Genomic DNA, 25482 nt, shown 5'->3' with positions numbered 1-25482 from the left:
CACAGCCTCCACGGGCTCGACAGCCTCGGATCCGGACACGTTCTCACTGGTCATCGATGCATCTTCCATGATCGGGAGTTACACCGAACGCCTTACAGTCCCCAGCTCGGTCACCCACAATGCCGGATGCCGACCAGGCGCCAGCCGGGGACGCACCTCATGCACCCACTCGCCCAGGACGTCGACCACCCAGTCCATCTCCGGCACCAGCAGCACGGTCCGCCGCTTCGGCGGTGCCCCCTTGGAGGACTTCCCGTACCGCACCGCCAGCGAGCCGAACTGTCCGAACTGCGGGCTCTTCCGATGCCGTCGTAGGTCCACCAGGTCGACCATGGAGGACTCGGTGCGCCGGGTTCCGTAGGCGTAGATCGTCTTCAGCACCGCGGCGTCGCGCAGCGCGGTCAGCGTCCCCTTTCGCCCGTGTCCGTGGATCTGGGCCGGCCGGGCATCGGCTGCGTCGAACAGGGCCTGGACCTCGTCGTAGGTCAGCGGCCTACGCCGAGGGTCGCCCTCGTAGTCCAGCGTGTGCACCACCGAGTTGGCTTCATGGAAGACGACCTGAGGTGTCTGCCCGAACCGCTCTCGGCAGGTGTCCACCCATCCGTACCGGCGGTCCAGCAGGTACTCCACGAACAAGGTGATCGTCACCTCGTACGTCCGCGCCGTCGACATACGGATCGGATTGGCGCCGCTACGCAGGTGCGCGATGAACGCTTCGCCATCCGCTGGAGTCCATTGCCACCGGTACAGCCCCGCGCGCCGACGACCTGCTGCGCGCCCGTTTCACCCTCAGCCGGCCATGACATCCGCCACGCTGCCACGGTTCAAGGAGCTGCGGTGCCTCATCGCTGTGACGGGGGGCCGAACACGTTTCTGCCGCCATGACAGCCGACCCCGACCAGTCGCCGTTCGAGCCGCGGCCGAAGCCCGCTCGGCCTCGAGCGTGTCGCCCCGGGCATGCCGCGGTGGAACTCGTTCGTCGCACGCGTCACGCACGTTGATGTCGAACGTCACCCTCTTGGTCTGGCCGGGCCGCAGGAGACCTTCTTGAAGCCCTTCAGATGCCTGGCCGGCTCACCGGTGGCGGCCGGAGCGCTGAGGTTTCGCCCTGCCCGACAACCAGAACCTGCGCCTCTTCGCCGCCACGATCAGCTGACCTGCACGGCAACCCCCGTCCCACAACTCTCCCCCGTGGTCTGCCTCATAGGCCGCCATGTCGCTCCGCGAGCGGCATCGCCAGGCCGTCGTGACACAGCCACGCGTTCCCACCACGAGGAGGTGGCGTTCCCATGAAGGAGTACGGCGAGGCCTTGGGCGACGTAGGAGTGAGGCTCGGTACCTCACGCCGAAGGTCGGCCTGGGGCCGCTTAACGGCTGTGGCGTCCACCGTGCCGTGGGCGGCCGTCCTTCCGCCCGCCCGCGCACGGAAGAGCTGGAGGAGAACGTCCATCAGGCTGGCCCTCGGCTGCCTGCTCCTGGGCACGGCCGTGGTGCCGGCCTCGCCCGCGTCCGAACCGGTCAAGGACAGAGGCGACGACAGCTGGGTGCTGAGTACGAACGACCCGTCGAAGAACTACTCACCGACGTTCGTCGGCAACGGCTACCTCGCCGCCCGGGTGCCCGCGGCAGGTCACGGATACAGCAGCACGCCCATCGTCACCCAGTCCCAGCTTGCCGGCCTCTACTCCGAAGGCACCGAGCAGAACGAGCAACGGGCCGGCCTGCCGACCTGGACCACGCTCCGCTTCGGCCGCACGGGCGGCGACGCCCAGCCGCCGACGATGATCGACCCCGCCACCGACGGCACCACCCGCAACTACCGGCAGTCGCTGCACCTGCGCACCGGTGTGCTGGCCACGTCGTTCGACTGGACCTCACCCGCGGGTGACACCACCAGCTTCGACTACGAGGTCAACGCCAACCGCGCGGACGGCCATCTGGCCACGGTGAGCCTGCGGGTCGTGCCGCACTGGAGCGGGACAGCCACCGCCGTGGACGAGTTCGACGGCCGGGGACTCCACCACGCTTTCGTCACCAAGTCGCAGGTGAACGGCAGGACCGGCACGCTGTCCCAAACCGTCGTGACCGACGGGAAACTGGTCACCGCCGGGCTGAACTCCGTCCTGCGCGTCAACGGCAGAACCGTGCCCACCCAGCCGATCGCCGCGACCAGCGACGGCACCGCCGGGCAGAGCACGGCCTTCCCCGTCCGCGCCGGCAAGTCGATCAAGATCACCAAGTTCGTGGCCATCGCCTCCAACGTCGACACCGACCGGAAGCTCGCGGCCGCGACCCCGCAGCAGGCCGCCGCCACCACCGCAGCCCGCGCCGCCAAGGGCGGCTACCAGCGAGCGCTCGCCCGCAACAACCAGGCGTGGGCACGCCTGTGGCAGTCGAACATTTCGATCCCCGGTGACACCGCCATGACCGCGCAGATCCGCGCGTCCATGTTCTACCTGCTCGCGAGCATGCGTGCCGGTGTCAACTGGAGCACCAGTCCGGGCGGGCTGTCCTCGGACAGTTACAACGGTCACGTGTTCTGGGACATGGAGACCTGGATGTACCCGGCGCTGCTGGCCCAGTACCCGGACATAGCGGCCGGGGCGAACTCCTACCGGCACAAGACGCTGTCCGTGGCGCGGGAGAACGCCGCCAAGCTGTCCACGCCCAGCCAGCCGATCAAGGGCGCCAAGTTCGCCTGGGAGAGTGGGCTGACCGGCAAGGAAACGGCCCCGGACCCCTGGGGCACGTACGAGATCCACATCAACTCCGACATCGCCCTGGCGCAGTGGCAGTACTATCAGGTGACCGGCGACAAGGCGTGGCTGCGGGACAAGGCGTGGCCGGTGCTGAAGGGCATCGCCGAATACTGGGCCACCCGCGCCGTGCCCGACTCCTCCGGCGGATACGACATCAACGACGTCATGGGACCGGACGAGTACTACTACCCGGTCGACAACAGTGTGACCACCAACGCCGGCGCACAGGCGTCACTGCGCATCGCGATCCGCGCCGCGCACCTGGTGGGCCGGACCGCCGACCCGGCGTGGAAGAAGGTCGCCGACGGCCTGAAGATCCCGGTGGACACCAAGAACAACATTCACCCCGAGTTCGACGGCTACAACGGGCAGACCGTCAAGCAGGCCGACGTCACCCTCCTGCAATACCCCTGGGCCGTGCCGATGTCGCCCAGCCTGGCCCAGAACGACCTCGACTACTACAAGGGGCGCACCGACCCCAACGGCCCGTCCATGACGGACGCGATCGCCGCCATCAACAGCGCGGCCCTCGGATCACCGGGCTGCCAGGTCTACGACTACCTCCGCTACAGCGCGGATCCGTACCAGGCCGCCCCGTTCAACCAGTGGTACGAGACCCGCAGGGGCGGAGCGTTCAACTTCACCACCGGCCAGGGCGGCTACCTGCAGGAATTCCTCTACGGGTTCACCGGGTTGCGCTGGGGAACCGACGCCGTCACTGTCGATCCGTTCCTGCCGACCCAGCTGCCGGGCGTCGATGTCAACGGGGTGAAGTGGCACGGCAGCACCTTCGACATCTCCGTCGGACAGCAGCGCACGATGCTGACCCTGCGCTCCGGCCCTCCGCTGGCGGTGCGCGACGGCGACGGCACCCTGCATCGGGTCACCGCCGCCGCGCCGCTGAAGACCCCGACCCGGCACCCGGCTCCGACGCCGAAGCCGTTCAGCTGCACCGGGACGATCACCCCGACCGCCGAGACCAGCCGCTGCGTGGACATCCAGTGGGGCGACAACAGTGACGGGACGCCGCTCCAGATCTGGGACTGCAACGGCACCGTCGCGCAGGACTGGACGCGTCCCGGCAACGGCACCCTGATGGCCGCGGGCAAGTGCATGGACGTGCGCGGCGACTCCAGCGCCGACGGGACACGCGTGCAGATCTACACCTGCGACGGCAGCCCTTCACAGCAGTGGACGTACGACCAGGACACCGATGAGCTGAAAGCCTTCGGTAAGTGCCTCACCCCGTCGGGCGGCGGCACGAGCAACGGCACCCGGCTCGTGATCGAGAGCTGTAGCGGCAGCACCGGCCAACAGTGGCGCCTGCCATCCTGACGCTCCAGCCACGGCTGTGCGGTACCACGACCAGGTGCCGCACAGCCCCGAAGAGCGCTCCGGGGCGGACCTGGCTGCTGATCGCTGCCCACCCAGTTCCGGCTCGCCCGGCCCCTGGCGGCCGACCTGCGCCGTCCCTGGGAGAAGGAGGACGAACCGCCAAGCTCACACCAGCCCGGGTTCGGTTCCGGAACCTCCACGCGAAGAACCCCCCACCAGCGCGTGCCTCTGACAGCGCTCGATATGCCCTCTACGCTGCGCGCATGGCACGCGTATGGACGAGACTGCACGAGCATCTTGGATCTTCCCCTGGCCCGCTGACCTTCGACATGGTCTGCCAAGCTGCGGCGGACAACCTGGAGGAGTCGGACGATCTGGACTGGAAGGAGATGCTTCCGCAGCCGCCCAGGGACGGTCGGTGGAACGAACTCGCCAAGGACGTCGCGGCCATGGCCAACACCCGTAACGGGCTGCTCATCTACGGCGTCCAAGACAAGACGACCAAACTCGTGGGCATCGACCCACAGGAAGTCAACCGGCAGCAATACGCCCAGTGGATCCGCAACCACGTCCAGCCCTACCTGCCGGACCTCGACATATTCGAGCTGGCCGGCGAAACGAAGACCGTCCTGGTCGTCGACGTACCGGCCAGCGAGATGGCACCGCACTTCGTGTACGGCACCGCAGCGCGCGACAAGGAACAGCAGGCCGCGGTCGTCCCCCACCGGGACAACGACCACACCGCCTGGATGGCAGAGCACCAGGTTGAGCGCGCCTACCGCGACCGCTTCGCCCGCGTCGGTCTGGTGGAGGAAGAACTCCAGCGCCACATCGACTTCACCACCAAGACCATCGCCGCGCACACCTCCGCGCCCTCGGCATGGTTCATCGCGGTTTCCCGGCCTCAGCGACCCCTGCCTCGCGGCGCCTACCCGATGAGCAGGGATGAGGCACGGGAGGTCCTGGGGAACGCCGAGACACGAGCCCGCGTTCTACACGCGAAGGCGTCGGTGCCAGGCCCTCTGGTCGGAATGGGACCGGAAACCCGGCTCAACCCGCGTCCCGGGCTGCGCCGCTGGGTGTGCAACAACCTTCAGTCGCCCATCAACCGAGAGATCATCACCGAGCTGCACTACGACGGCACCGTGGTGATGGCCGCCAACCTGTCCTTCATCCGCGACAGCGAGGAACCTCCAGGCCAAGACGATGCCCTCCCCGTATCCGAGCGTCTGGTGACGGCATGCTGCTACGACTTCATCGCCACTGCGCAGGAGCAGCAGAGAAAGCTGCGCTTGGACAGCACGTTGCAACTCACTGCGTCGATTATCTCCCCCGAAAAGCCCAGAGCCCTGGCGCCGCTCACCTCCGCATGGGGTGACCTCCATGGCAGGGAGAGCACACCGTCGTACGCCCGCCGGCCCCATCACATCCAACCCGCGCACGCCGTGCTCTCCCCGGCGGCAGCAGACGACGAAGGACGCAGCAGCGCCGACGAGCTGTGCACGGATCTGATGAACCAGTTCGGGCTGTAAGCACGGCAATCGTGGCAGACGGACGGGCGATCGATGGTGACCGGCAGACCGCCCGGTTTCCCATCTAGCCCGAGGGGAGCCGGCCAGGATCCCAGTGTCTACACGCACTCCAGTGCGATGCTGCTGGCCCGGGGGCAGCGAAATCCCCCGGGCCGTACCGGGCGCCCACGCCACCACATTTTTCAAATTCACTTCACGTCGCCCAGTCGAGTCCGAGGTTGGAGCTGGGGACTGTAAGGCGTTCGGTGTGACTCCCGATCATGGAAGATGCATCGATGACCGGTGAGAACGTGTCCGGATCCGAGGCTGTCGAGCCCGTGGAGGCTGTGCGGGTAATGGCTGTGGACGACCAGTTGATCGACGAGTTGGTGGGCCGGGCCCAGGCCGAGGGTCTGCATCTGACCGGCGAGGGCGGGCTGCTGCAGCAGCTGACCAAGCGGCTGCTGGAGTCCGCCCTCGGAGGCGAGATCACCGACCACTTCGGCTATGACAAGCGCGACTCGGTCGGCAAGAACGGCGGCAACTCCCGCAATGGCAAATGCTCCAAGACCGTGCTCACCGAGGTCGGAGCGGTGGAGGTAACCGTGCCCCGCGACCGGGACGGCACCTTCGAGCCGAAGATCGTCAAGAAGCGGCAGAAGCGCCTGACCGGCGTCGTCGAGATGGTCATCTCCCTGGCCGCCAAGGGCCTGACCACCGGTGAGGTCCAGGCGCACCTGGCCGAGGTCTATGGCGCCGAGGTCTCCCGCCAGACCATCTCCACCATCAGCGACAAGGTTCTCGAGGGCATGGCCGAATGGCAGAGCCGGCCGCTGGATGCCGTTTATCCGGTGGTCTTCATCGACGCCATCCACGTGAAGATCCGTGACGGGGCGGTCGCCAACCGGCCGATCTATGTGGCCCTGGCCGTGACCACCGACGGACGGAGGGAGATCCTCGGCCTGTGGGCCGGCGACGGCGGCGAGGGCGCCAAGCACTGGCTGCATATCCTCACCGAGATCAAGAACCGTGGCGTGAGTGATGTGCTGATGCTGGTCTGTGACGGCCTCAAGGGCCTGCCCGAGGTGGTGGAGACGGTCTGGCCGCGGACGATCGTGCAGACCTGCGTGGTGCACCTGCTGCGGAACTCCTTCCGCTATGCCGCCCGCCAGGACTGGGACAAGATCGCCGAGCTTCTCAAGCCCGTCTATACGGCGCCGACCGAGGAGGCCGCCCTGGACAGGTTCGCCGAGTTCGCCGAGGCATGGGGCAGGAAGTATCCGGCGATCGTGAAGCTGTGGGGGAACGCCTGGGAGGAGTTCATTCCGTTCCTGCGGTTCGACACCGAGATCCGTCGCATCGTCTGCACGACGAACGCGATCGAGTCGGTCAACGCCCGTATCCGCCGGGCGGTCAAAGCCCGAGGTCACTTCCCGAACGAGCAGGCCGCACTGAAGTGCGGCTACATGGCGCACTGAAGTGCGTCTACATGGCGATCATGTCGCTCGATCCCACGGGCAAGGGCCAGGCCCGCTGGACCATGCGCTGGAAGACCGCGCTGAACGCTTTCGACATCACCTTCGGCGGCCGCCTCTCGGCAGCCAGGCAGTAACCCTCAACTACCCCAGTTACACCACTCGTTTGACAGTCCCCAAATAAGACGACTTCTTAGGTGAGGAGGTGGATGTCCATGGCGGTCATTGCCCAGTCGATGGGGTTGGCGAAGGTGTGGCCTGATGCCTGTGAACCGGCGAAGAGCAGGCCTACGGGGTTGCGGTTCTGGTCGTTGGTCCAGATGACCGAGCCGGAGTCGCCTGCGGCGCTGAACTGGTAGGAGGGGTTGCGGATGGAGATCTGGCGGTCGAAGAAGGCCGTTCGGCCTGCGTAGTTGATCTGGCCGCTCCAGGAGGTGGATTCGACTGCTCCGTATGTCAGCTGGGTGGTGCGGCCGCTCTTGCCGACCGGTTGGCCGTGGAACGGGGCGCGGGTCGCGTTGTTGATTCTGAAGTAGTGTGGTGCGCCGCCGGAGAGGTAGACCAGTTCGCGGCGTACTCGATCGGGGAAGCACCAGCCGACGGCGACGTCGACGTAGTTGGGTTTGCCGGACGTATTGATCACGCCGAATTTCTCGAGGATGCCGATCTGGTCGTTGGGGAAGGTGCCGCTGTCGTACTTGCCTGGCTGGATGATGCCGTCTCCGATGGTGGAGTTGTTCACCCGGGCGAGTACATGGTTGTTGCTCAGGCAGAGCACCTTGTTCGCGGCGGCTCCGCTGCGGCCGAAGGCGAGGCAGCCCAGGGTTCCTGCGGCGGTGTCCTGGTAGTGGTGTACGGATATTCCACCCGGTGCGGGCCGGTCCCGGAAGCGGTGTGAGAAGGCGTCGACGATCCCGCTGTGGATGATTCTCAGCGGTGTTTCGCGCGCTTGGTGCACGCCCATCGAGTCCACCAGCAGGGTGCGCACCTCGGTCACGGTCATCGGTTCGGCGACGTACACATGCAGTACCTGCTGGCCGGGCTCTCCCTCGCTGTCCCGTTCGGCGGGCCCGATGGCGACGCCCTGGATGTTGCCTGCGCCGGAGAGGCTCTGCGCGGAGGACGGCCCGCCGGCATCGACGACCCGGTCCCGGATCGACTCGGCGGCGGCCTCCCTGACCTCCCGCACGCCGGCTGCCACGCCGTCTTGCGGTTCGTGCTGGGACAGGCTGTCGGCGGAGGGTTCGAAGGCGATCCCGGCGGCTTCGCCGGTGGTTCCTTGCCCCTGGGGGCCGCCCTCGTCGGGAACCAGGTAGTCCCTGCCTTCGTTGTCCTGGCTTGTCATGATGCGTTCTCCGTTTCGGGTGCCTCTGTGGACAGTTGGCCCCCTTCCTTCGACGCTACGCATCCGGTGTCATCCGGGCGTCACTGCGCCGTCAGGCGGCGGCCGTTCGAACGTGCGCGATGACGCGCCGGTGCGGAGGATGGAATGGGGGCGGGCTCGGCGGGGCCGAGAAGGGTGCTTTTGCCGCAGGACCCTCGCTGTGGGAACCCGGGGAGAGGTGGTGAGCCATGAACAGGCCGCGGCACCAGGTCCGGCAGGCGAAGGCGGGGAACCGGGGCCCCGCCCATCGGGTGCGGCTTCCCGGTTTCGTGGACGACGAGGTCGGCCTCGGTGAGGTGGTGAAGCTTGCGGCCTCAACGCTCGGTATCACGCCGTGTCGCGGTTGCGAGGACCGTGCCCGCAGGCTGAACCAGTGGATGACCTTCTCGGGCGGGCGCGGCGGCACGAGATGAGACCGAGGGGCGCCTGCTCCATCGCGCCCTGCCGCACATGGCCAAGTTCAGGAGCTACCCATGGGTGCTGAAGACATCGAGGCAGACACCAAGGAACAGCCGACCGGTTCGGTGACCGCCGGGCCGTGCAACTGCGGGACGCATCGGGGCGCGTCGGACGCGCGCACGCACAAGCCACCCTCGTACGTCTACGTGATAGGCCAGGTCGACTTCCGCTTCCCGAACTCGGGCGTTGAGCAGGAACTCGTGCAGAGCATGAGCCGTGCCGACACCGCGGGGATGACTGACCGCGAAGCGCTGAGCGAAGTCCTCAACCGTCCGGAGAACCGCTATCTGGCACGGCAACTCTGCTACGTGCTCACCGTCCAGGGCGTGGACACCTATGTCCTGCTACCGCGAGAGCCGTCAGACATCGGCCTCCTGGCCGAGGCCGTACGGCCTGCCCATCAGGCGTCGGCGTTCGATGTGGTCATCGGGGCGCGCACAGCACAGGCTCCGCCTGGCCTGTGCCCCGGGCTGGCGCTGCCCGTGGTGAGCATCGACCAGATCTACTCCGCCGATGTGTACGATCTGATGTCCGCCATCGAACGGCCCGAGTCCATGGAGGCCGAGCAGTTCGACCGGTCCGCCGAGGACCTGCTGAGGACGGTCATGAGGGTCTCCGGCAATGTGGGTGCCTCGGCCGAGCACCGGGCCCTGAACTATCTGATGGTGCGCTATTCGACCATCTACCGGAAGACCTTCGAACGGTCCATGGAGGGCTATTCGCTGACGTCGATAGACGTCCGGCCTTCCGGTATCGGCGGCCCTCGCCGGATCATGAACGTCGTCCTTACCTTTTCCAGCCGCACCACGGACGAGGTGGAGAAGTACTTCGTCCCAGTCGACGTCACTTTCGAATTCCCCTTCCGCGTCGGCGGATACACGCGCTACTTCGACCACGGCTGAAGCTCGTTCGGAAAGGAGATTCCCGTGAAGGCGAGAACACCAGGTTTCCATGACGACTGGCCGAACTGCGGAGAGAACTACCCTACGGGCTGGGCCCTTTCCTTCTGTCCGCAGGAGTGCGACGTCATGTGCCGTATGAGCTGCGAGGACGAGTACAACCCGGCACGGTGTGAGGCCAAGTGCCAAAAGGAATGCATGAATGAGTGCCTGTTCGTGCCGTGCTGCAACAGGCGCTCGGTCTGCGACGACGGGTGGGTATTGGAGAGGGAGGAGTGCCAGTCCTCTTACTACTCCGGTTTCGCATCCTCTGCATGGGTGAACACGGGCGACAAGTGCTGACCCTTCCGGCGGCCCGGACAGGCACAGTACCTGGCCGGTCGTCTAAGCACCGCACCTTCACGCCGTGCCGGCGGGAGACGAGTCGGGGCCGGTTGTCACCGACCCGGTCGTAACTCCCGCACGGATGCCGCCGGGTAAGACGTGGTTGCGATCGGCTGTGCGCAGAGTGCGCGGCAGGTCGGGCGTGCGATCGGCGAGCAGCGATCGGCGAGCAGCTGGGTGGGGCCGCCCCCAGTTGGGCGGGGTCACCCCCGGCAAGCTCCCGCCGCACCAGCGTGCGCTGGCCGGACTGGCGTACCTGCGCAGGCATGAAGACACACCCGCCGCGCAGACAACCCGGCACCGCAATCTTCCCTCGGCACCGCCCACGCCTGAGCGAAGGTCCCTCACCTCCCGAGCGGTGATGATCATCCTTGCGCACGTCACCTCCGCGTGAGGCAAGGCTTGTTCGAGGCCTTGCGCCCTTCACAGGTTTGCTCAAGGCCTTGTGTCCTTCAACGGGACACTGACACGTCGAAACGTCTCTCAACAGCACGCTCAACAGCACGGGAGCCTTGTTTGCCGGGGATCTTGGGCCCCCGGGCTGGCCCCGGGCCCCTCTCCGGACAGTGTCATGGGAGCCCATGACTATGACTATCCAGCCCAGCAGAAGAGGTCATAGCGTGAACGTGTCCAGGTACGACACTCGCTGGATCAGACCCCGGTCGCCGCTTTGGATCTCCTCGACCTCCTGTATCAGCAGGCGCTGCGGCCGTGTCGGCGGGGCCACCGGCAGGGTCAGCGTCCCGGTCCAGTGGGCGAAGGGCCCCGTGGTCTCCGTCTGAGTCAAGGTGGCCATGGCGGAGGACGTGCCGACCGTCGACCACTGGGCGGGATCGTCGATCGACGACAGGCCCCGGACCTGCACCCCGACGGTCATCCTGGTCGCGATGTTGCCCTGGCCGGGCGGCGGCACGGGGCCGGTGACCGTCACGGTCGCCGTCCTGTCGACGACGCCCACTGACGCCTGCCGGCGGGCGGGAATCTGTATGAACCCGGCGTCCACTGCAGGGGAGAGCCGCAGGTCCTGCGGGGTACGCAGCGCGTGCCGTTGCAGGCGCGCGACCCTGAGCCGCACGAACGGCTGGTAGACGTTCTGGGCCTGGAAGCGCACGTCGGCGTACCACAGTTGGCGCTGCTCGTCATATGTGACGGGGTAGCCCATCGCGTGGCCGGGGGATACCGGTTCGTCGACGGCGGCACCGAGCAGGTCGGCGGGACGCGGGTAGCCGATCACGGGCGCGGAACCCGGCTGGCGGACGGGGTCACGCCCCCACATGGTTGCCCACTTCTCGGAACCCGAGCCGGGCTGCTCGTTCTGCCCGAGGACGCGCACGGCCAGCATCTCTCCCTCTCCCGAGGCGTACCAGGGCCGCTGCAGGTAGACCCGGACGATGCCGTCTAGGCGCGTGCTGGTCCTCAGCGTCCCGCTCGTGCCGCTCTCCCACTGGAACGCGGGCACGACCGAGTGGACCGCGGGCGCCGGAGGCCGCACGGCCGAGGGAACGTGCAGCGTGACGGCCTTGCCCGCCCGCGTCACTGGCGGCTCGGTGTACGCGACCTCGACGGTGGCCCCGTCGGGGATCCCGCTTCCGCTGATGCGCGAGACCTTGCCCCCGGCGTCGTCCACGGTGAAGTCACGGCCGAAGGTGTACGTGGGGCCGGGATCGGCCGGGGTGCCCGCGGTCGTGAGCGGGTCGACGGCGGCGCGTACGACGACCGTGCCCGGTACCAAGGCATTCGCTACCGCCGCAGGGGCCGTGCCGGTGAGCCGCACCCTGCGCCGCTGCGTGAAGTAGGAAACGAAACGCGAGGTGCCGACGGGGGTGAAGCGGATGGCACGGTGCCGGGCGTCGCCCACGTCATGGCGGGCCCGGAACGGCACCGTCGCGGTCACGGCGCTCGCCGAGGCGTCGCTCTCCTCGGTCACCACCGGACGGTGATCGATGTCGGAACGGACGTGCTCTTCGCCCTGGTGCAGGATCGCCCGCCCGGGCGACTGACTCGGCTTGCTCTGCGTCACGTCGTCGACGTACTCGGTCCAGGTGGCCTCGGTGTGCACGGACAGCGTCGTCGGCTCATGGACGGTCACCACCGGGTCGTGCAGGACGTATCCGGTCTCCTCGGGAGCACGTTCGACCTTCACCTGCCCGAACTCCGGCCCAGTGACGGGGCAGCGCACTGCGTGGATGAGGCGGAGCTCCGCAGCGGGCGTCAGCTGTGCGAGCAGTCCGTTGGCGGCCATCGCGCGCGTCTCATCGAGGGCGCCGGGCGCCTGAGCCTTCGACTCGGTGAACCAGTGCCACAGCCCGAGCAGGTCCTCCTCGCCAGGGTTGAGCATGCTGCTGAGCAGCGCCGTCAGGTTTGCTCCGGGGCCCAGCGCCACCCGTATCGTCCGGGCCGCGAGGTCGACCACCGGAAGCGGCGGTGCCCCGCTCATCCCGCCCGGCGTGACCACGAGCCGTAGCGGAAGCCGCTCATGCCATCCGCTGCCCTGGGGCCACATCGCGAGGAGCTCAGGCATCCCCGGCAGGCCGTGCAATGCCGCTCCCCGGGACAAGGGGTCGGGAAGCCAGGGCAGAGTCATCCTGTCGGAGTCCACGTACGGGGAGCCTCCGGAGTCCGGGTCGGCCTGCCCCTTCACCGAGCCGCCGTCCAGGCGACTGAGCAGGTCGTACACCGCGGGACTCAGCTTGTTCTTCCCAGCCACATCCAGCACGCCGTGCCGCTCCAGCAACTGTATGGCGGCTTTGGGGACCAGCAGATGGCGCTCACACGTGCCGCCGGGCAACGGGGAGGCCGAGTTGGCGTTGTCGGTCCTGACGACCAGCACCGTCAGGGACTCACCCGGGGTGACAGGGCGTCTGGGCACCAGAACGGGTGCCAGAACCGGTTCGTAGCGCGAGTAGCGCAGCGGCGGGGTCGCCGGCTCGTCGTCGGCCGGCTGCGCCTTGAACGGGAGGCTGCGGCCCGCCAGATCGACGAGACGGGCGCGGAAGCGGTAGGAACGGCCGTACCGCAAGGACGGCAGTGTGCCGTCGGCCGGCTGAACGGCCGACGAGAAAGGAAGTGAGGAATCGAGGGCCGGGCCCGGCTCCTGGAGCTGCTCGGTGGGGTTCAGCATCTTGCCGGGGGGTTCGGCCACCAGGCTCCAGCCGTTCCAGCGGAACAGGGATTGGTGCAGTCGGCTCACGGGGCGTCCCTGGGCGTCGACCCCCCGGTGCAGGGCGTCGGCGACTGTGCCCTCGTCATCGATCGGCAGGGACGCCGTATGCCCCTTGACGGTGTAGCGGCCGGTCCGCCGGCACAGGGGATACCAGCGGCCGGACTCCACGTCGAATACGTCCACCCGGTAGCCCTGCTGCACGTTGTCCGCGTTCAGCGTGATGGCCTCGCCGGGCTTCTCGGCCGTCTGCAGGTCCGTGTCCAGTGCCGAGGCCTGCTGCAGGTTCTCACGGAAGGCGACCTGACGGTCCGCCTCGGCCACGTAGATGCCATCGGAGCGCAGGGCGGGCGCCCGCAGCTCTGGGGCGTCCCCGTCGCGGGGGAGCCGGGCGAGCATGTCGGCGTACGACTGGAAGGCGAGGGCTGCGGAGTCAAGGTCGACGTCATGGACGGTGTACCGCGCGGTGTCCTCGAGCGGCAGATGCAAAGCGCCGGCCGTGCCGTTGCGGCGTGCCAGGACGAGCCGGCCTTGCTGCACGACGCACTGCGTGAAGGGCTGGCTGGTCCGGACGAAGGGATGGTCCTGCGGTACGGCCTGGATGCTGACGGCGCCGCTCAGCGCCGCGGGCAGCGCGACTCTCACCCGCCGCACGAGGCCGATCCGCTCCATCAGCCCGGGATGGTCGGCGAGCGCCGCGAGCAGACCATGGAAGTCGCACCCCGGTAGTTGCAGCTCGCCGGTGGCGTGGGCCTCCCCGTCGGTGTGAGGGCGGACGAACGGCTCATGGAAGTCGGCCACGCGTGCCCACCCGTACGGATCCAGACCGAAGTCGTCCGCCACCACACCCTGCTCGACCAGCGTGGTGTACGCGTCGGTCGCCCGATGCCCGCCGGTCGCCGCGACCCGGCGTACGAGACGATCGACCGCCGCCCAACTGTCGCGGCCCGTGGGCTCTTCGCCGCCGGAGGGATCGGCCCGGTAGCGGCCGTCGGCCGATGTGAACAGCCGCGCGTACTGCTCGCGCAGCGAGCCCGACACGAGGTGCAGGGGGTAGGACTGCAGCGGGTCGGTCGCCACGGTGTGGTCGAACACGTACGGCTTGACCTGGACGGCGGCGAACAGCTTCGACCACAGCGAGGGCTCCTCAATCGCCTCGACCGTGGCCTGCGTGGTCGACGAAGAACCCGTCGGCGTACGGAATCGGACACTGAGTCTGAACGGGAATCCGGGCCAGTTGTGGACGTGAGGGAAACGGGACAGCGGCAGCACCCCCGTGCCCGCTTCGTCGCTGGACAGCTGGAGGCCGAACACCAGCGAAAGGTGTGCCATCCCGTCGGCCACCTGCGACGCCGACGGGTCCGGCAGCAACGTCCACACCACTGTCTCCCTGTTCATGCGTCCTCCATCGGGGCGAAGGCGGCGCACCTTTCCTGCCAGGGCTGCGGGGTGGGGAACGCCTGGGCGAACGCCGGGTCATCACCGCCCACGAAGGTGCGCTCCAGCTTCATCGTCACCGACTCGGAGAAGAAGGCGACGCGGACCCGGACGGTTACCGAGGCCCAGCCGTAGAGCGTCTTGGGCGACCGGAATTCGAGAGCCAGATAGAATTCGACTGAGATATTGACGATGCCGAGGATGTCCAGTTCCCCAAAAGCCCGGAAGAAGCCCCTGATGTGTGAGGCGTCGTTCTTCAGCTGGATGTAGACGCCGGCGGTGATGCACACCGAGCCACTGGCAACACCGAGGTTCAAGGCGGCGGCCGCGCCGAACTCCACCTGCCCCTCCAGAGCGACCACCTTGCCGGTCTCGACGGTGACCGCGAGGAAGCCGCCACCGCCGAAGACGGCGACCGTGACCAGGAACGGCCGCTCACGCGAGGACACCGCGAAGGTCGCCCGTACCGGGTCTCCATTGAAAGGCAGTCGCACCGAGGCCGACAAGGCGAGGTTCTGCAGCATGAACACGCCCATGCCGACAGAGGGAAGGCCGAGGGTGTAGCCGACGTCTATCCCGCTCGTGTCGACCTTGATCCGCGGTCCGTTCGCAACCGACGGCAAGTACTGGCGCAACCGGTTGAGGAACTGCAGGTCCCCGCTGAACCCCACAGCCCCGACTTTGACGTCGAGGCAGGGCGAGCTCCCGGGTCTGCTGGTGAACGCGACCCGCTGGAAGCGGACGTCGAGGACCTTGGCGAACGACAAGGTGAACGAGCGCAGTTCACCGCGCACCTCCGTCTGGGGTTCACCACCGCCAAGGCTGACCAGCGTGGTGCTGCGCATGTCCAGCGCCGTATCGGCCGTCGACACGAGCGGCCCGAACGAGCCCGCCTTCACCTCGGGATGCCAACTGAGCGTGGTCTCCACGGCGTGCGGTGGGCTTCCCGGCCGCCGCCGTACCGTGGTCAGCATCCGGGGGACGCCCTCACCGTCGCCCGCGCCCGCCGGGGGGATACCGACATCGTCCACCAGCTTGGTCAGGTCGATGAAACCCAAAAGCCGCGTCGGGACCGCTGTCGGCTGCGGCGGCGCAGTGAAGTAGCTGGCCGGGGAGAAGGTGCCGCCCTTGAACTTCTCCAGGTCACCGCCCACCAGGCCCGCCGCGCTCGACAGCCCTGAGACCGGCAGGTCAAGCTTGGCGACCCCACCGCAATCGGTCACCGGAGGCGCCAGGGGCACCGGCGTGCGCAGCCGGGCATAGACCTGCCGGGCGGCCGCCAGGCCCTGCGCGACGTACTGCTTGTCCAGCTCCAGCCAGTGAGCGGCCGAGGTGAAGCCTTCGGCCTGGGCGGCCGCACTGCGCGCGGCAAGACCGTCCAAAGCGGCAATTCGCGCCTCCGCAGCGAACAGCACGGGGTGCGCGGCGAGCCGCCCGGCCTCCTCCAGGGCACTCTGCGAGGCACTCGAAGGCTCCGCCCCGATCCGCAGCGCCGCCAGGTCGACGGTGGTGGACTCCGGGTCCGAACCGGTCGCCGGTGCCAGTTCCAGCCGTCCTGCGGCAGGCAGCACGATGTCCTTCGCCTGCGCGTTGAAAGCGGTCAACGCCTGGGACAGGTCGCCATGGGCCTTGTCCCCCTTGACGAAGACCATCGGCGCCGTGAAAGAGACCGAGTGCCCGCGCCGGTCCTCGGCCGTCAGGTTGAACCGAAGCCGCCCGCCGGCTCCCGGCGCCCCTTGCACCCAGAACCCCACGTCTGTGAGCGTGTCCCCGGTCGCGGTGACGTCAACGGCCCGCGGGTCGTTCAGCCGCACCCTGGTGAAAGGGAAAGCTCGACCCTGACGGGGAAGCGCGGCGACCCCGTCGTAGGTGACCTCCGGCAGCAACACCGTCAGCACACTGGACTGCACCAGACCGTGGTCGAGTCGCCGTTCGGTCTGGGTGTCGATCTGCACGGGGAAACCGAAAGGCAGCAGAAAGCCCCGCTGCACCACCTTCACCATCGCATCACGGCCACCGACGGACTGATGGCTGTAGCCGATGACACTGACACTGGGCAGGCCCCGCCAGTTGCCCGTGAGGTCCACCCGCGCACCGAGTGCGCCGAACGTAAGATCCCTCGCCCATGCGGGGCGCCGTTTCATCGCGGCGCCGACATCACGTCGCCGCACCGGCGACAGCGAACTCATAAACCCCTCGTCGAAGGTCACGACCTCGGCCGGCTTGACCGGCACCGGCAGCCGGGACGGGGCCCTGACCGGATCGGACGCGCTCGGCGCGAGGGACAGACGCGTGTGCCAGATCCCGGTCGCCCCCGACGGCCCGCCCACCGGCTCCGCGGCGTGCAGCCACGTCACCCCCTCCATCGTCTCCGGCGTGAGGACAAGCCCCCAGATGCACTCCAGCCGCGCCCCGGAGGGCGCCAGCCCGGCCCAGCCGAGCAGCCCCGTGGCGGTGAACGGGACCGCCGTCCCCGGCGCCACCCGAAACGACACCTCACTCGGACCGGAGAACCACGCCCGCTTCACCGCGGTCGAGGCGCTCCCAGACGGTGTCGCCTCCTCCAGCATCGCCTGCGGAGGCATACGAACCAAGAGCATGCCGGGCACGGTGGCGCTCTTGGGCACCAGCCGCTGCTCCGCGCCCGAACCGGTCCGCACCAGACCACTGAAGCGGAACTCCAGGACCACCATGTCGTCACGCCGCAGCAACGCGACGACCATGTGATCCATGTCCATGTCGGCCGCAGAAGCCGCGTCCAGATCCTCGATCGTCGCGAAGCCGGAGGCGCTCAGCCCAACAGCGAGGGGCACATCGTCACGCCAGAGCCCCTGCTCGATGTCCTCATGACCGGTCATGGCCCGATCCCCTCAGTTCAGCACGCCGCACGCAGCACGGATCCTTCAAGGCTAGGAACGGGCCGTCACCCCACCGTCAACACGCACACGGGAGCGTACGTTCGCCTGCCCGCCCTGCTCCGGGCCGTCCTGCCCACCGCCTCCTCGGCACGGTCTGCCAGCAGCACAGCCACGATCAAGTCCGCGACGACCCCGGGCAAAAGATCAAGGACACGACACAGACCGTTCACCGTGGCCACGCGGATCACCCCTCCGCAAGCCTTCTCACCTCCGACTCGGCGACGGCGCCTTGGCTCGCCGGCAGCCGGATCCAGACCGCCCGGCGAAACGCCGACCGGAGATACGCGGCCGGTCCCCCAGCAGTTGCACGCCCGGCTCGGCGCACGCACCCCTGCCCGCCCCGGGGAACCGACTCACAACGGCGGGACGAGCCCTGGGGCATACACCCAACTCCCTCAAGAGGCAAAGCCTGCGAAAACGCTGAAGGCCAAGGCCCTCACATACGAACGAGGCCAACTGCCCCTGCCGTTGCTGGAACCCGGGCGGCAGGGCGGACCCGCACCACAGTCCGGCACGGCAGCAGTTGCGTCCACCATGAGGGCCGGGGAAAATTTCGTGCGTAAGGGCGACTGCGCCTCTGCAAATCGACTAAAGGGCCGTCATGCCCAAGCGGAACATTGCACTTTGGCCGTCCACCGCCGTCCTTCGGATCTTGCTGCTCCGAGTCCAGCCCGCATAGTGTCACCATGACGAGACCTCCTTCCCGCAAAAAGGCAGAGTGATCTCGATGGTTAACACCACGATCACACCATCTCGGGACGCTCTCATACCAGCCGGGAATTCACACCCAAACCTGCACGGGTACGGCAGACAACGCGCCACGCGAACCCGCCCGGCCGATTTTGCCGCCCGTAAGTACGCAGGAACCCGCCCGCCGCAGCCGACCTGACGGAGCGTCCTACGCACCCCCAGCCTTTGCAGGCTTCACAAGATGAAATCCTGAGGAGCAGGCGGCAGAGTGCGCGGGCAATACTTCGGGGCGCATCTCCGACCAGCTTCCGCCATGGACGCTTGCGAGAAGGCAAATGAACGATTCCATCACCAGCTCCCGCCTGCAACTCCTCGGTCGTTTCCATCTCAAGCATGCCGGCGAATCCATAGAATTGTGCATGAACGCGCAACGACTCGTAGCCTTCCTGTACCTGAGTGGGCGCTCCAGCCGCACACTCGCCGCAGGCACGCTATGGCCGGACGTGGCGGAAGAGCGCGCGCGAGGCAGCCTGCGGACAACACTGTGGCACTTGCCGCACGGAAACCCGACAGTCATCGAATGCAGCGGAGACAACCTGTCCCTCTCCTGCGCCGTGAGCGTTGACGTCACCACACTGGAAGAAGTCGCCCTTCGCGTGGTGCAATCCAACGGACTCCTCGACGCGCCACCCCCGCTCGAACTACTCACCCGAGGTGATCTGCTACCAGGATGGGACGAGGACTGGATCCTCCTCGAGCGAGAACGGATTCGCCAGCTGAGACTGCACGCACTGGACAAGCTGGCCGAGGGACTCACCCAGCAAGGCCGGCACGCCCTCGCTCTCGAAGCGGCACTCGCCAGCGTACGAATCGAACCGCTACGAGAGAGCGCACACCGCGCCGTCATCTCGGTCCACCTCGCGGAGAACAACATCGGCGAGGCCATACGCCACTACCGGATGTTCGTTCGACTCCTCCGAGAACAACTCAACGTAGAGCCATCCCAAGAATTCATCTCAGCATGCTCCACCCAACGCACATGGAACCTCCTCCGAAACGAGGCCACAATCACGACTGGCTCAAGGAGAACCAACCCGCAACCCAGTCGTAGCCGATCGAACAACACGGCAACACACAGCCCACCGCGGCCATCACACGACCGAGCAAACAGAGGAAGACCCGGCGACCACTGACCCGCCTCCGCAACCACACCAGGCCACTCAACCTGCCCCACAAGGCCCGACCAACCCTGAAACTCTGCTCATCTCCGGGGAACTCGCCCGGCACCATAACCATGCGACGAACACGAGAAAACCGGCACACCGTAAGCCGGGCTCGCCCTCGGGCTGGCTATTTCCGACAACACGGCGATAGGCCCGGTACTCGACGGTGGCGCAGGCGGAGTCCTCGGCGTCACCCTCCACACAGCACAGCACAGCACAGCACAGCACAGCACAGCGCTCACCGCACCAGTCCCCGTGACCGCTCCACACGGCATCTCGAACTGGGCCGCTCACCTGGGTATTCTCCTGAGACGGCCTTCACCTGATCATGCGCTCCTGTGACAAGCCAGTGAGGGTGCTGCGCGCCGCCGGCCGGGCGCCGGAAGACCTTGGTCTCACGAAGGAATTGGTCACCTGGCTGGACACTCAGCTCAAGGCGGTCCAGCGGTCATGCTCACCCGATGCCCCAAGTGCGGGGCAGACCTCGGCCCCTCCCTCGTCCGCGACGAGGGGCCCTGGAACCAGGGACGGCGCAGAAGCCTGAGCAGCAACCAGCAATTCGTGCCGCGCGGCGAGCTGGAAGGCGACGTCCTGACGCCGTGCGGGCACATCGTGGAGCTGCAGTACGGGCCCCTGTCCCGCATCGACATCGAATACCGGGAGCGGGTCTACGGCACGATGGTCTGGCTCTTCTACGCCTGTAAGGCCCATCGCGAAGGCCGACTGCGCCTCGGCCCGACTCTCGGGCGACCGCAGGTCAACTTCGCCTGGCGCATGCCCCGCCAGACCCTCGACGCCTGCCGCCGCCCGGTCTACCTCGACCTCGGAGAATCCGACCAGGCCGGTGGCCTGCACCTGGTCCTGCGGCTCAACCGATGCCATCCGAAACAGCCCGGTCGCCTCTCGGGCAGCGGTGTCCTCTACACCGCGGAGGCCTTCCACAACTGGATGGCGCACGGCCTTCCCCTCACCCCCTTCATCTATGAGGCCCCCGACCATGCCGTCGCCTGACCTCCCACTCCAGCTGAGCAGCCATCTCTTCACCCGCACCGTCGACACCCGGGACGTCCGCCTCGTACGGCCCGGCGACACCGACCGGCCGACCTGGGCGGTCTACGAAGGCACCCGATATCTGGGCACCGTCCACGCGCAGTTCGACACCGGCCGCCACTGGCACGTGCAGTCGCTCCCGGAACAGCACCTCCGCCTGGACGACGCCATCCGCGCGATGCGCCGGCCCGCCTCCTGGCGGACAGACCACGAACGCGTCCGACGGTGGGCCCGCGGCATCCTCACTGATTGCGATGTGCGGGCCTGCTCCCCGCAGCAACAGTTCTCCCGCACCGCTCGGCGCTGCCCGCCAGTTCCGGCATCTTCGGGGCAGGATTGGCGGACGTCGGCTATGAGAGAACTGGCGACGACTAGCAGCAGTCGACCACGGCGGCGACGCCCAGGTCGAAAAAGGCTGTGGTGAGCGGGGTTCGCGCCGGGCCCGGCCAGCACACGGCCGCCCGGGCCGGTGGGCGCACGGACAGGCGAAGAGCGCCGAGAACGGAGATCACACGTGACGAGTTTCAACCCCGACTTCGAGGGAGCCGAATTCGCCGATCCGGCAGCTTACGCACACCTCCTGGCCCGTGAGAGCGTAATGTGCTGGTGGTGTGAGAGTCGACCGGCCACCACCGGAGAACACAAGTTCAAACGAACCAGCCTGGCACGCCTGATGGGCGATGGCGAGGTCCTGGTCTGGGGAGACGGAGAACAGCGACACGAGATACGGGGAAAGGGCGGCCTCAAGCGGGACCGCTATGGTGTGGTCAAGTTTCCCAAGTCGATGTGCGCGCCGTGCAACAACGAAACCTCTAAGCCCTTCGATATCGCCTACGACACCTACGCGCAGTACGTCGAGACGCACCTGCTGAGGATCTTGCCAGGACTCGACCTGGGGTCACTGTACGGATCCGAGTGGCGGCAGAAGTCACTGGACCTGGCTCGGTATCATGCCAAGCACTTCGGGTGCCGGATGGTCAGTGACCGTTTCCCTGTCCCGCGGTCGCTGCGCGATTTCATGAACGGTGCAGAAGACATGGCCGATGGTCACATGGTGATCATCTCCACCGACTCCGTCAGCAAATCCTATGGGCGCGGATTGTCGATCAGTCCGGTCGTGCCCTGGATATCCCGCGACATGACGAGGTTCACCTCCTGTGCCATGGCTGCCTACATTGGCCCGATCGGCATCAGATACGAATGGGTCGCCGACGGAATACCAGACCAAGAGAGAGACCAGTTCTTTCACCACTCGAGCCCGGTGATCAACTACTTCCGGAACGAGAAAGACGTGGTGATGGGGAAGACTCGAAAGCCGGGACGCTTTGCACGTCTCCTACAATGGGCGTATAGACCCTGAAATTCGCGTTACGCCCGCCTGGGATAGCGGGCTCACCAGGGTCCACACGACCCCTTCCAGGGTGTGGGCCGTCGACCTTTCTCGACCAGGGCACGGGCTGTCCACTGCGGCTCACGAGTGAGCGCGTGCACGAGGTCGACTGTCCGCTTATGCCCATTCGACGCCCAATGCCCGTAGTGCGTCCCGTTGCTCCGTGCTGAGCTTGTCGCGCCGGGCCTTGGTGTTGGAGACCCATACGCCCAGTTTCACGACCACGGATTCAGTCTCCCCGTCGACCATGATCTGTTCGCTGTGGCCGCGCGGTACAGGCCGGTGCGCGCCTTCCCGTTCCACCCACTGAGCGAGGGCTGCCAGGCCGCGCTGGAACGCCTGCTGTGCCTTGTGACAAATCCGCTAGCGATCACTAGACGGACGATGCGCTGATCTGAGGACCTAGTGATCGTCCGCATGCCCGCGGGCCCCGCCAGCGCCCAGCCCGCCGGGCCGCGCTGGCTGACCTGGCCCAACGACACCGTCGTCACGGATGAGGCCACCGGCTACGACGTGCGCATCACCCCCGCCGCACTGGCCGAGATACGCGCGGAAGCCCGCCGCGGCACCCGGCTCAGGGGCCCGCTCGTGGAAACCGGCGGCACCCTCCTCGGCGTCATCGACGGCGCCACCGGTGTGATCTTCGTCGACGAGGCCACCGGCCCGCCCCCCGATTCCTTGCTGACGGAGGCCTACTTCCGGCACGGCCTGGACGGTGTCAGCTGCCACCTCACCGCCCGCCGGGAGGCGACCGGCAACATCAGCCGCTTCCTGGGTATGTGGCACACCCACCCGCACACCGCCGCGCAGCCCAGTGCCACCGACCGCGCCGCCATGACCAGCCTCACCCTCCCACTGAGCGACGCCCCCGCCCGCGCCCTGGTCCTGATCGCCGGGGGACCGGACCCCGTCTGGCACAAGTGGCTCGCGACCGGTGACGGCCCCCACCTCTACGCCCACCTCGCCACCCGTACTGCCTCCGCTGCGGCCGAGCCGCCCCCGCCGCAACCACCCGCCCGCCTCGGCCCCTTGACCTGGTGGCCCGGCGGCTACGCCACCCGCCCCCACCGTCCCGTCTCCTTTCCACGCAAGGCTCGCCCATGACTCGCACCATCGGCCTCGCCCTGTCCGGCGGCGGCTCCCGCGCGGCCGCGTTCCACCTCGGGTGCCTGCGCGCCCTTCATGACCGCGATCTCCTCGACCGCATCCGCGTCGTTTCCGGCATCTCCGGCGGCTCCCTCCTCGCCGCTCTGTGGGCCTACGGCCCGCAAGACTTTGCCGATTTCGACACCCGCACCACCGACCTGCTGCGCTCGGGCCTCCAGTTGGACATCGCACGCCAGGCGTTCAAGCCCTCTGCGGCCGTACGCAACCTGACCGCGGCAGCCCGCGCAGGCACCCGCGGACCGCTCTCCCGCCACGGCGGCGTCAGCGTCGCCCGCTCCGCCAACCGCACCGACGCCCTGGCCGCCGTCCTCACCCACAAGGCATTCGGCACCACCACCATGGCCGATGTCACCCACCCCGGCCTCGACGTCGTCCTCACCGCCACCGACCTGGCCACCACCAACGCCGTCCGCTTCGGCAGCACCCGTAGCGGCTGCTCCCGCTACGGCACCATCACGGAACCCATCCACGTCGCCACCGCCGTCGCCGCCTCCGCCGCCTACCCCGTCTTCCTGCCGGCCCTGGAACGCACCTTCACCTTCCAGCACAGTGACGGACACAGCCAGCAGCACACCGTGCTGCTCACCGACGGCGGCGTCTACGACAACCTCGGCCTGTCCGTCCTCGAGCCCGGACGCTCACCGCACCACACCCAGCACGTCTACGACGTGCCCTTCATCATTTCCTGCGACGCCGGCCTGGGCGAACTCGCCCTGAAGACACCGCACTTCATGTTCGGACGACTCAACCGCGCCTTCGCCACAGTCCACCGCAAGGCCCAGGACTCCGCCCGCTCCCGCCTGCACGAGTGGGCCGCCAACGGCCGCATCGACGGCTTCGCCCTGACCTACCTCGGCATGAAGGACGACCGGCTGCCCGCACCGCCCGCCGACCTCGTCCCCCGCAGCGCGGTCGCCTCCTACCCGACCAACTTCGCGGCCATGGCCCGCAGCGACTTCGAGGCCATCACCACCCGCGGCGAACAGCTCATGCGCACCGTCCTGCCGATGTACTTGCGGCCCGCACATCGGTGAGGAGGCAGCGAAGCAACCAGTAGGAATGTCCCTTTGGAACGCACAGCGGCAGGATGCATTGCGGCTGGCATACAGGCCGCAATGCCCGTTTACGCCCTGGTCTCTCGGGCGATGTCCTCGCTGGCCGGAGAGTGCGCGGGCAGCTCCCACCGGACCTCGCCGCTGTCGTGATGATGGTGCCAGGCGGTCACGAGGCGGGCGCGGACCAGTTGGTCGAGGAGGTCTTCCAGCTGCTGGGGCGGCTGTCCGCACTGGCGGGTGAGGTCATCGAGCTCGCCACCGCCAGCCCCGGAAGAGCTGTGGGCGGCCAGGGCGAGCGCGGTCAGCCGCAGAGCGGAGGGCAGGCCGGGCGAGGCGGCCAGCGGGGCGGGGTGCAGGGCCCATTGGGCGGCGCGGATGCGCGCGGGGCGTCCGGGGGCCTGGTGGAGGACGGCGGCGTCGAGCAGCTGTGCCTGGACGGGGGAGCATCTGCGGCTGGGGCGGTGCAGCCAGCCGGCGTGCTCCAGTTCGAGCCAGAGCTCCGCGCGGCCGTGCAGCCGCATGCCGCGCAGGAAGCCGTGGGGCAGGCGGATCTGCCCGTGATGGTCGGCGCGCAGCGCGCACTGCAGGGCGAGCAGCCGGGCGGCGGGGGAGGAGAAGCGGGGCAGTGCTGTGGCGAGGTAGGTGAGCATTTCGCGTACGCGCTGCTGCTCTGCCGGGCCGAACACAGGCGCGGTGCGCGCAGGGCGCGCCATGCCGGCGGCCGACTGGGCGTGGCTGGCGGCGAGCAGGGTGGGCGGCACGACGGCGGTGTGGCTCATCGCCGCCGCGCAGGCGGCGCAGGCATCGGCCAGCCGCCATGCGCGCCCGCTGCGGTCGCAGGTCAGGGCGAGCAGGACGGGTCCCGCGCAGCCGCGGTGGCGGGCGTGCCAGCGGCAGCCTCTCGTCCGGCACTGACAGGTGCGCAGATGGCCGGGCAGCGCGTCGGCGCGGGCGTGGCGGGCCAGATGGGTGAGGGCGGCCGAGCGGGCGGAGGCGGCCGGCAGGACAGGGCTGTGTGCGCAGCGGGGACAGGTCAGGGCCGGCCCGCCCGTCTGCGGGCGCAGGTGCACCGTCCAGATGCGCTGCACCGCGGCGTGTGTGCTGGCAAGCCGCATCGGCTCGTTGTTCCTCCGTTCCGGTCCGCGTCGGCCTCGCGCGGTGGCCTCCCGGACGTGCGCGGGAGCCG

The 25482-nt window shown here is 68.0% G+C and carries 13 protein-coding genes and 3 pseudogenes; 10 read left to right on the top strand and 6 right to left on the bottom strand.

Going from position 1 to position 25482, the window contains the following annotated elements; translation table 11 throughout:
* Nucleotides 1-78: 78 nt before the first annotated feature.
* Nucleotides 79-672 (bottom strand): hypothetical protein, encoded by a 594-nt coding sequence (locus ACFZBT_RS22455; protein WP_391106098.1) that lies wholly within the window; start codon nt 670-672, stop codon nt 79-81.
* 704 nt (nt 673-1376) lie between these two features.
* On the opposite strand from ACFZBT_RS22455, the gene ACFZBT_RS22450 reads away from it, so the two are divergent.
* The 4 genes and pseudogenes from ACFZBT_RS22450 to ACFZBT_RS22435 all read left to right on the top strand — a co-directional run bounded on the left by ACFZBT_RS22450 (nt 1377) and on the right by ACFZBT_RS22435 (nt 7217).
* Complete coding sequence (locus ACFZBT_RS22450) at nt 1377-4094, top strand: ricin-type beta-trefoil lectin domain protein (RefSeq protein WP_391106096.1); 2718 nt, start codon at nt 1377-1379, stop codon at nt 4092-4094.
* A gap of 23 nt (nt 4095-4117) precedes the next feature.
* Nucleotides 4118-4318: pseudogene (locus ACFZBT_RS22445) on the top strand (transposase); the annotation flags it as partial.
* Between the two features lie 39 nt (nt 4319-4357).
* Nucleotides 4358-5626: an RNA-binding domain-containing protein gene (locus tag ACFZBT_RS22440; RefSeq protein WP_391106283.1), complete on the top strand. Its 1269-nt coding sequence runs from the start codon at nt 4358-4360 to the stop codon at nt 5624-5626.
* 335 nt (nt 5627-5961) lie between these two features.
* Nucleotides 5962-7217 (top strand): annotated as a pseudogene (locus ACFZBT_RS22435) (IS256 family transposase).
* 56 nt (nt 7218-7273) lie between these two features.
* Here the strand turns inward: ACFZBT_RS22435 and ACFZBT_RS22430 are convergent.
* Nucleotides 7274-8425, bottom strand: coding sequence for a hypothetical protein (locus ACFZBT_RS22430; RefSeq protein ID WP_391106094.1), 1152 nt, complete (start codon nt 8423-8425; stop codon nt 7274-7276).
* A gap of 512 nt (nt 8426-8937) precedes the next feature.
* Here ACFZBT_RS22430 and ACFZBT_RS22425 point away from each other — a divergent pair.
* Nucleotides 8938-9825: a hypothetical protein gene (locus ACFZBT_RS22425; protein WP_391106092.1), complete on the top strand. Its 888-nt coding sequence runs from the start codon at nt 8938-8940 to the stop codon at nt 9823-9825.
* A gap of 994 nt (nt 9826-10819) precedes the next feature.
* On the opposite strand, the gene ACFZBT_RS22420 is transcribed toward ACFZBT_RS22425, so the two are convergent.
* Both ACFZBT_RS22420 and ACFZBT_RS22415 read right to left on the bottom strand, forming a co-directional pair.
* Entirely contained in the window at nt 10820-14764 is a 3945-nt protein-coding gene (locus ACFZBT_RS22420; RefSeq protein WP_391106090.1) for a hypothetical protein, read from the bottom strand.
* Nucleotides 14761-17661: a hypothetical protein gene (locus ACFZBT_RS22415; protein WP_391106088.1), complete on the bottom strand. Its 2901-nt coding sequence runs from the start codon at nt 17659-17661 to the stop codon at nt 14761-14763. The genes ACFZBT_RS22420 and ACFZBT_RS22415 overlap by 4 nt, the downstream gene beginning before the upstream one ends.
* Nucleotides 17662-18746: 1085 nt before the next feature.
* On the opposite strand from ACFZBT_RS22415, the gene ACFZBT_RS22410 reads away from it, so the two are divergent.
* From ACFZBT_RS22410 to ACFZBT_RS22400, 3 genes are all read left to right on the top strand, one after another.
* The gene (locus ACFZBT_RS22410; RefSeq protein WP_391106086.1) at nt 18747-19604 is read left to right on the top strand and encodes a BTAD domain-containing putative transcriptional regulator; all 858 of its coding nucleotides are present in this window, start codon (nt 18747-18749) and stop codon (nt 19602-19604) included.
* Between the two features lie 480 nt (nt 19605-20084).
* Nucleotides 20085-20645, top strand: coding sequence for a hypothetical protein (locus ACFZBT_RS22405; protein ID WP_391106084.1), 561 nt, complete (start codon nt 20085-20087; stop codon nt 20643-20645).
* Nucleotides 20646-21198: 553 nt separating this feature from the next.
* Nucleotides 21199-22044, top strand: a complete 846-nt coding sequence (locus tag ACFZBT_RS22400) for a hypothetical protein (protein ID WP_391106082.1) — start codon at nt 21199-21201, stop codon at nt 22042-22044.
* Between the two features lie 147 nt (nt 22045-22191).
* On the opposite strand, the pseudogene ACFZBT_RS22395 reads toward ACFZBT_RS22400, so the two are convergent.
* Nucleotides 22192-22425 (bottom strand): annotated as a pseudogene (locus tag ACFZBT_RS22395) (helicase associated domain-containing protein); the annotation flags it as partial.
* Between the two features lie 66 nt (nt 22426-22491).
* On the opposite strand from ACFZBT_RS22395, the gene ACFZBT_RS22390 reads away from it, so the two are divergent.
* Together ACFZBT_RS22390 and ACFZBT_RS22385 are read left to right on the top strand one after the other, a co-directional pair.
* Complete coding sequence (locus tag ACFZBT_RS22390) at nt 22492-23178, top strand: Mov34/MPN/PAD-1 family protein (RefSeq protein WP_391106080.1); 687 nt, start codon at nt 22492-22494, stop codon at nt 23176-23178.
* The gene (locus tag ACFZBT_RS22385; RefSeq protein ID WP_391106078.1) at nt 23175-24275 is read left to right on the top strand and encodes a patatin-like phospholipase family protein; all 1101 of its coding nucleotides are present in this window, start codon (nt 23175-23177) and stop codon (nt 24273-24275) included. Before ACFZBT_RS22390 ends, ACFZBT_RS22385 begins: the two co-directional genes overlap by 4 nt.
* An 89-nt stretch (nt 24276-24364) precedes the next feature.
* Here the strand turns inward: ACFZBT_RS22385 and ACFZBT_RS22380 are convergent, their stop codons facing one another.
* A complete protein-coding gene (locus ACFZBT_RS22380; RefSeq protein WP_391106076.1) occupies nt 24365-25411 on the bottom strand; it encodes a hypothetical protein in 1047 nt (348 codons plus the stop codon).
* Nucleotides 25412-25482: the final 71 nt, after the last annotated feature.

The sequence above is a fragment of the Streptomyces sp. NPDC008137 genome, assembly GCF_042957035.1.
Taxonomy (GTDB): Bacteria; Actinomycetota; Actinomycetes; order Streptomycetales; family Streptomycetaceae; genus Streptomyces.
Note: the sequence above shows the minus strand (reverse complement) of the source record. Positions and strands in the feature narration are given on the sequence as shown.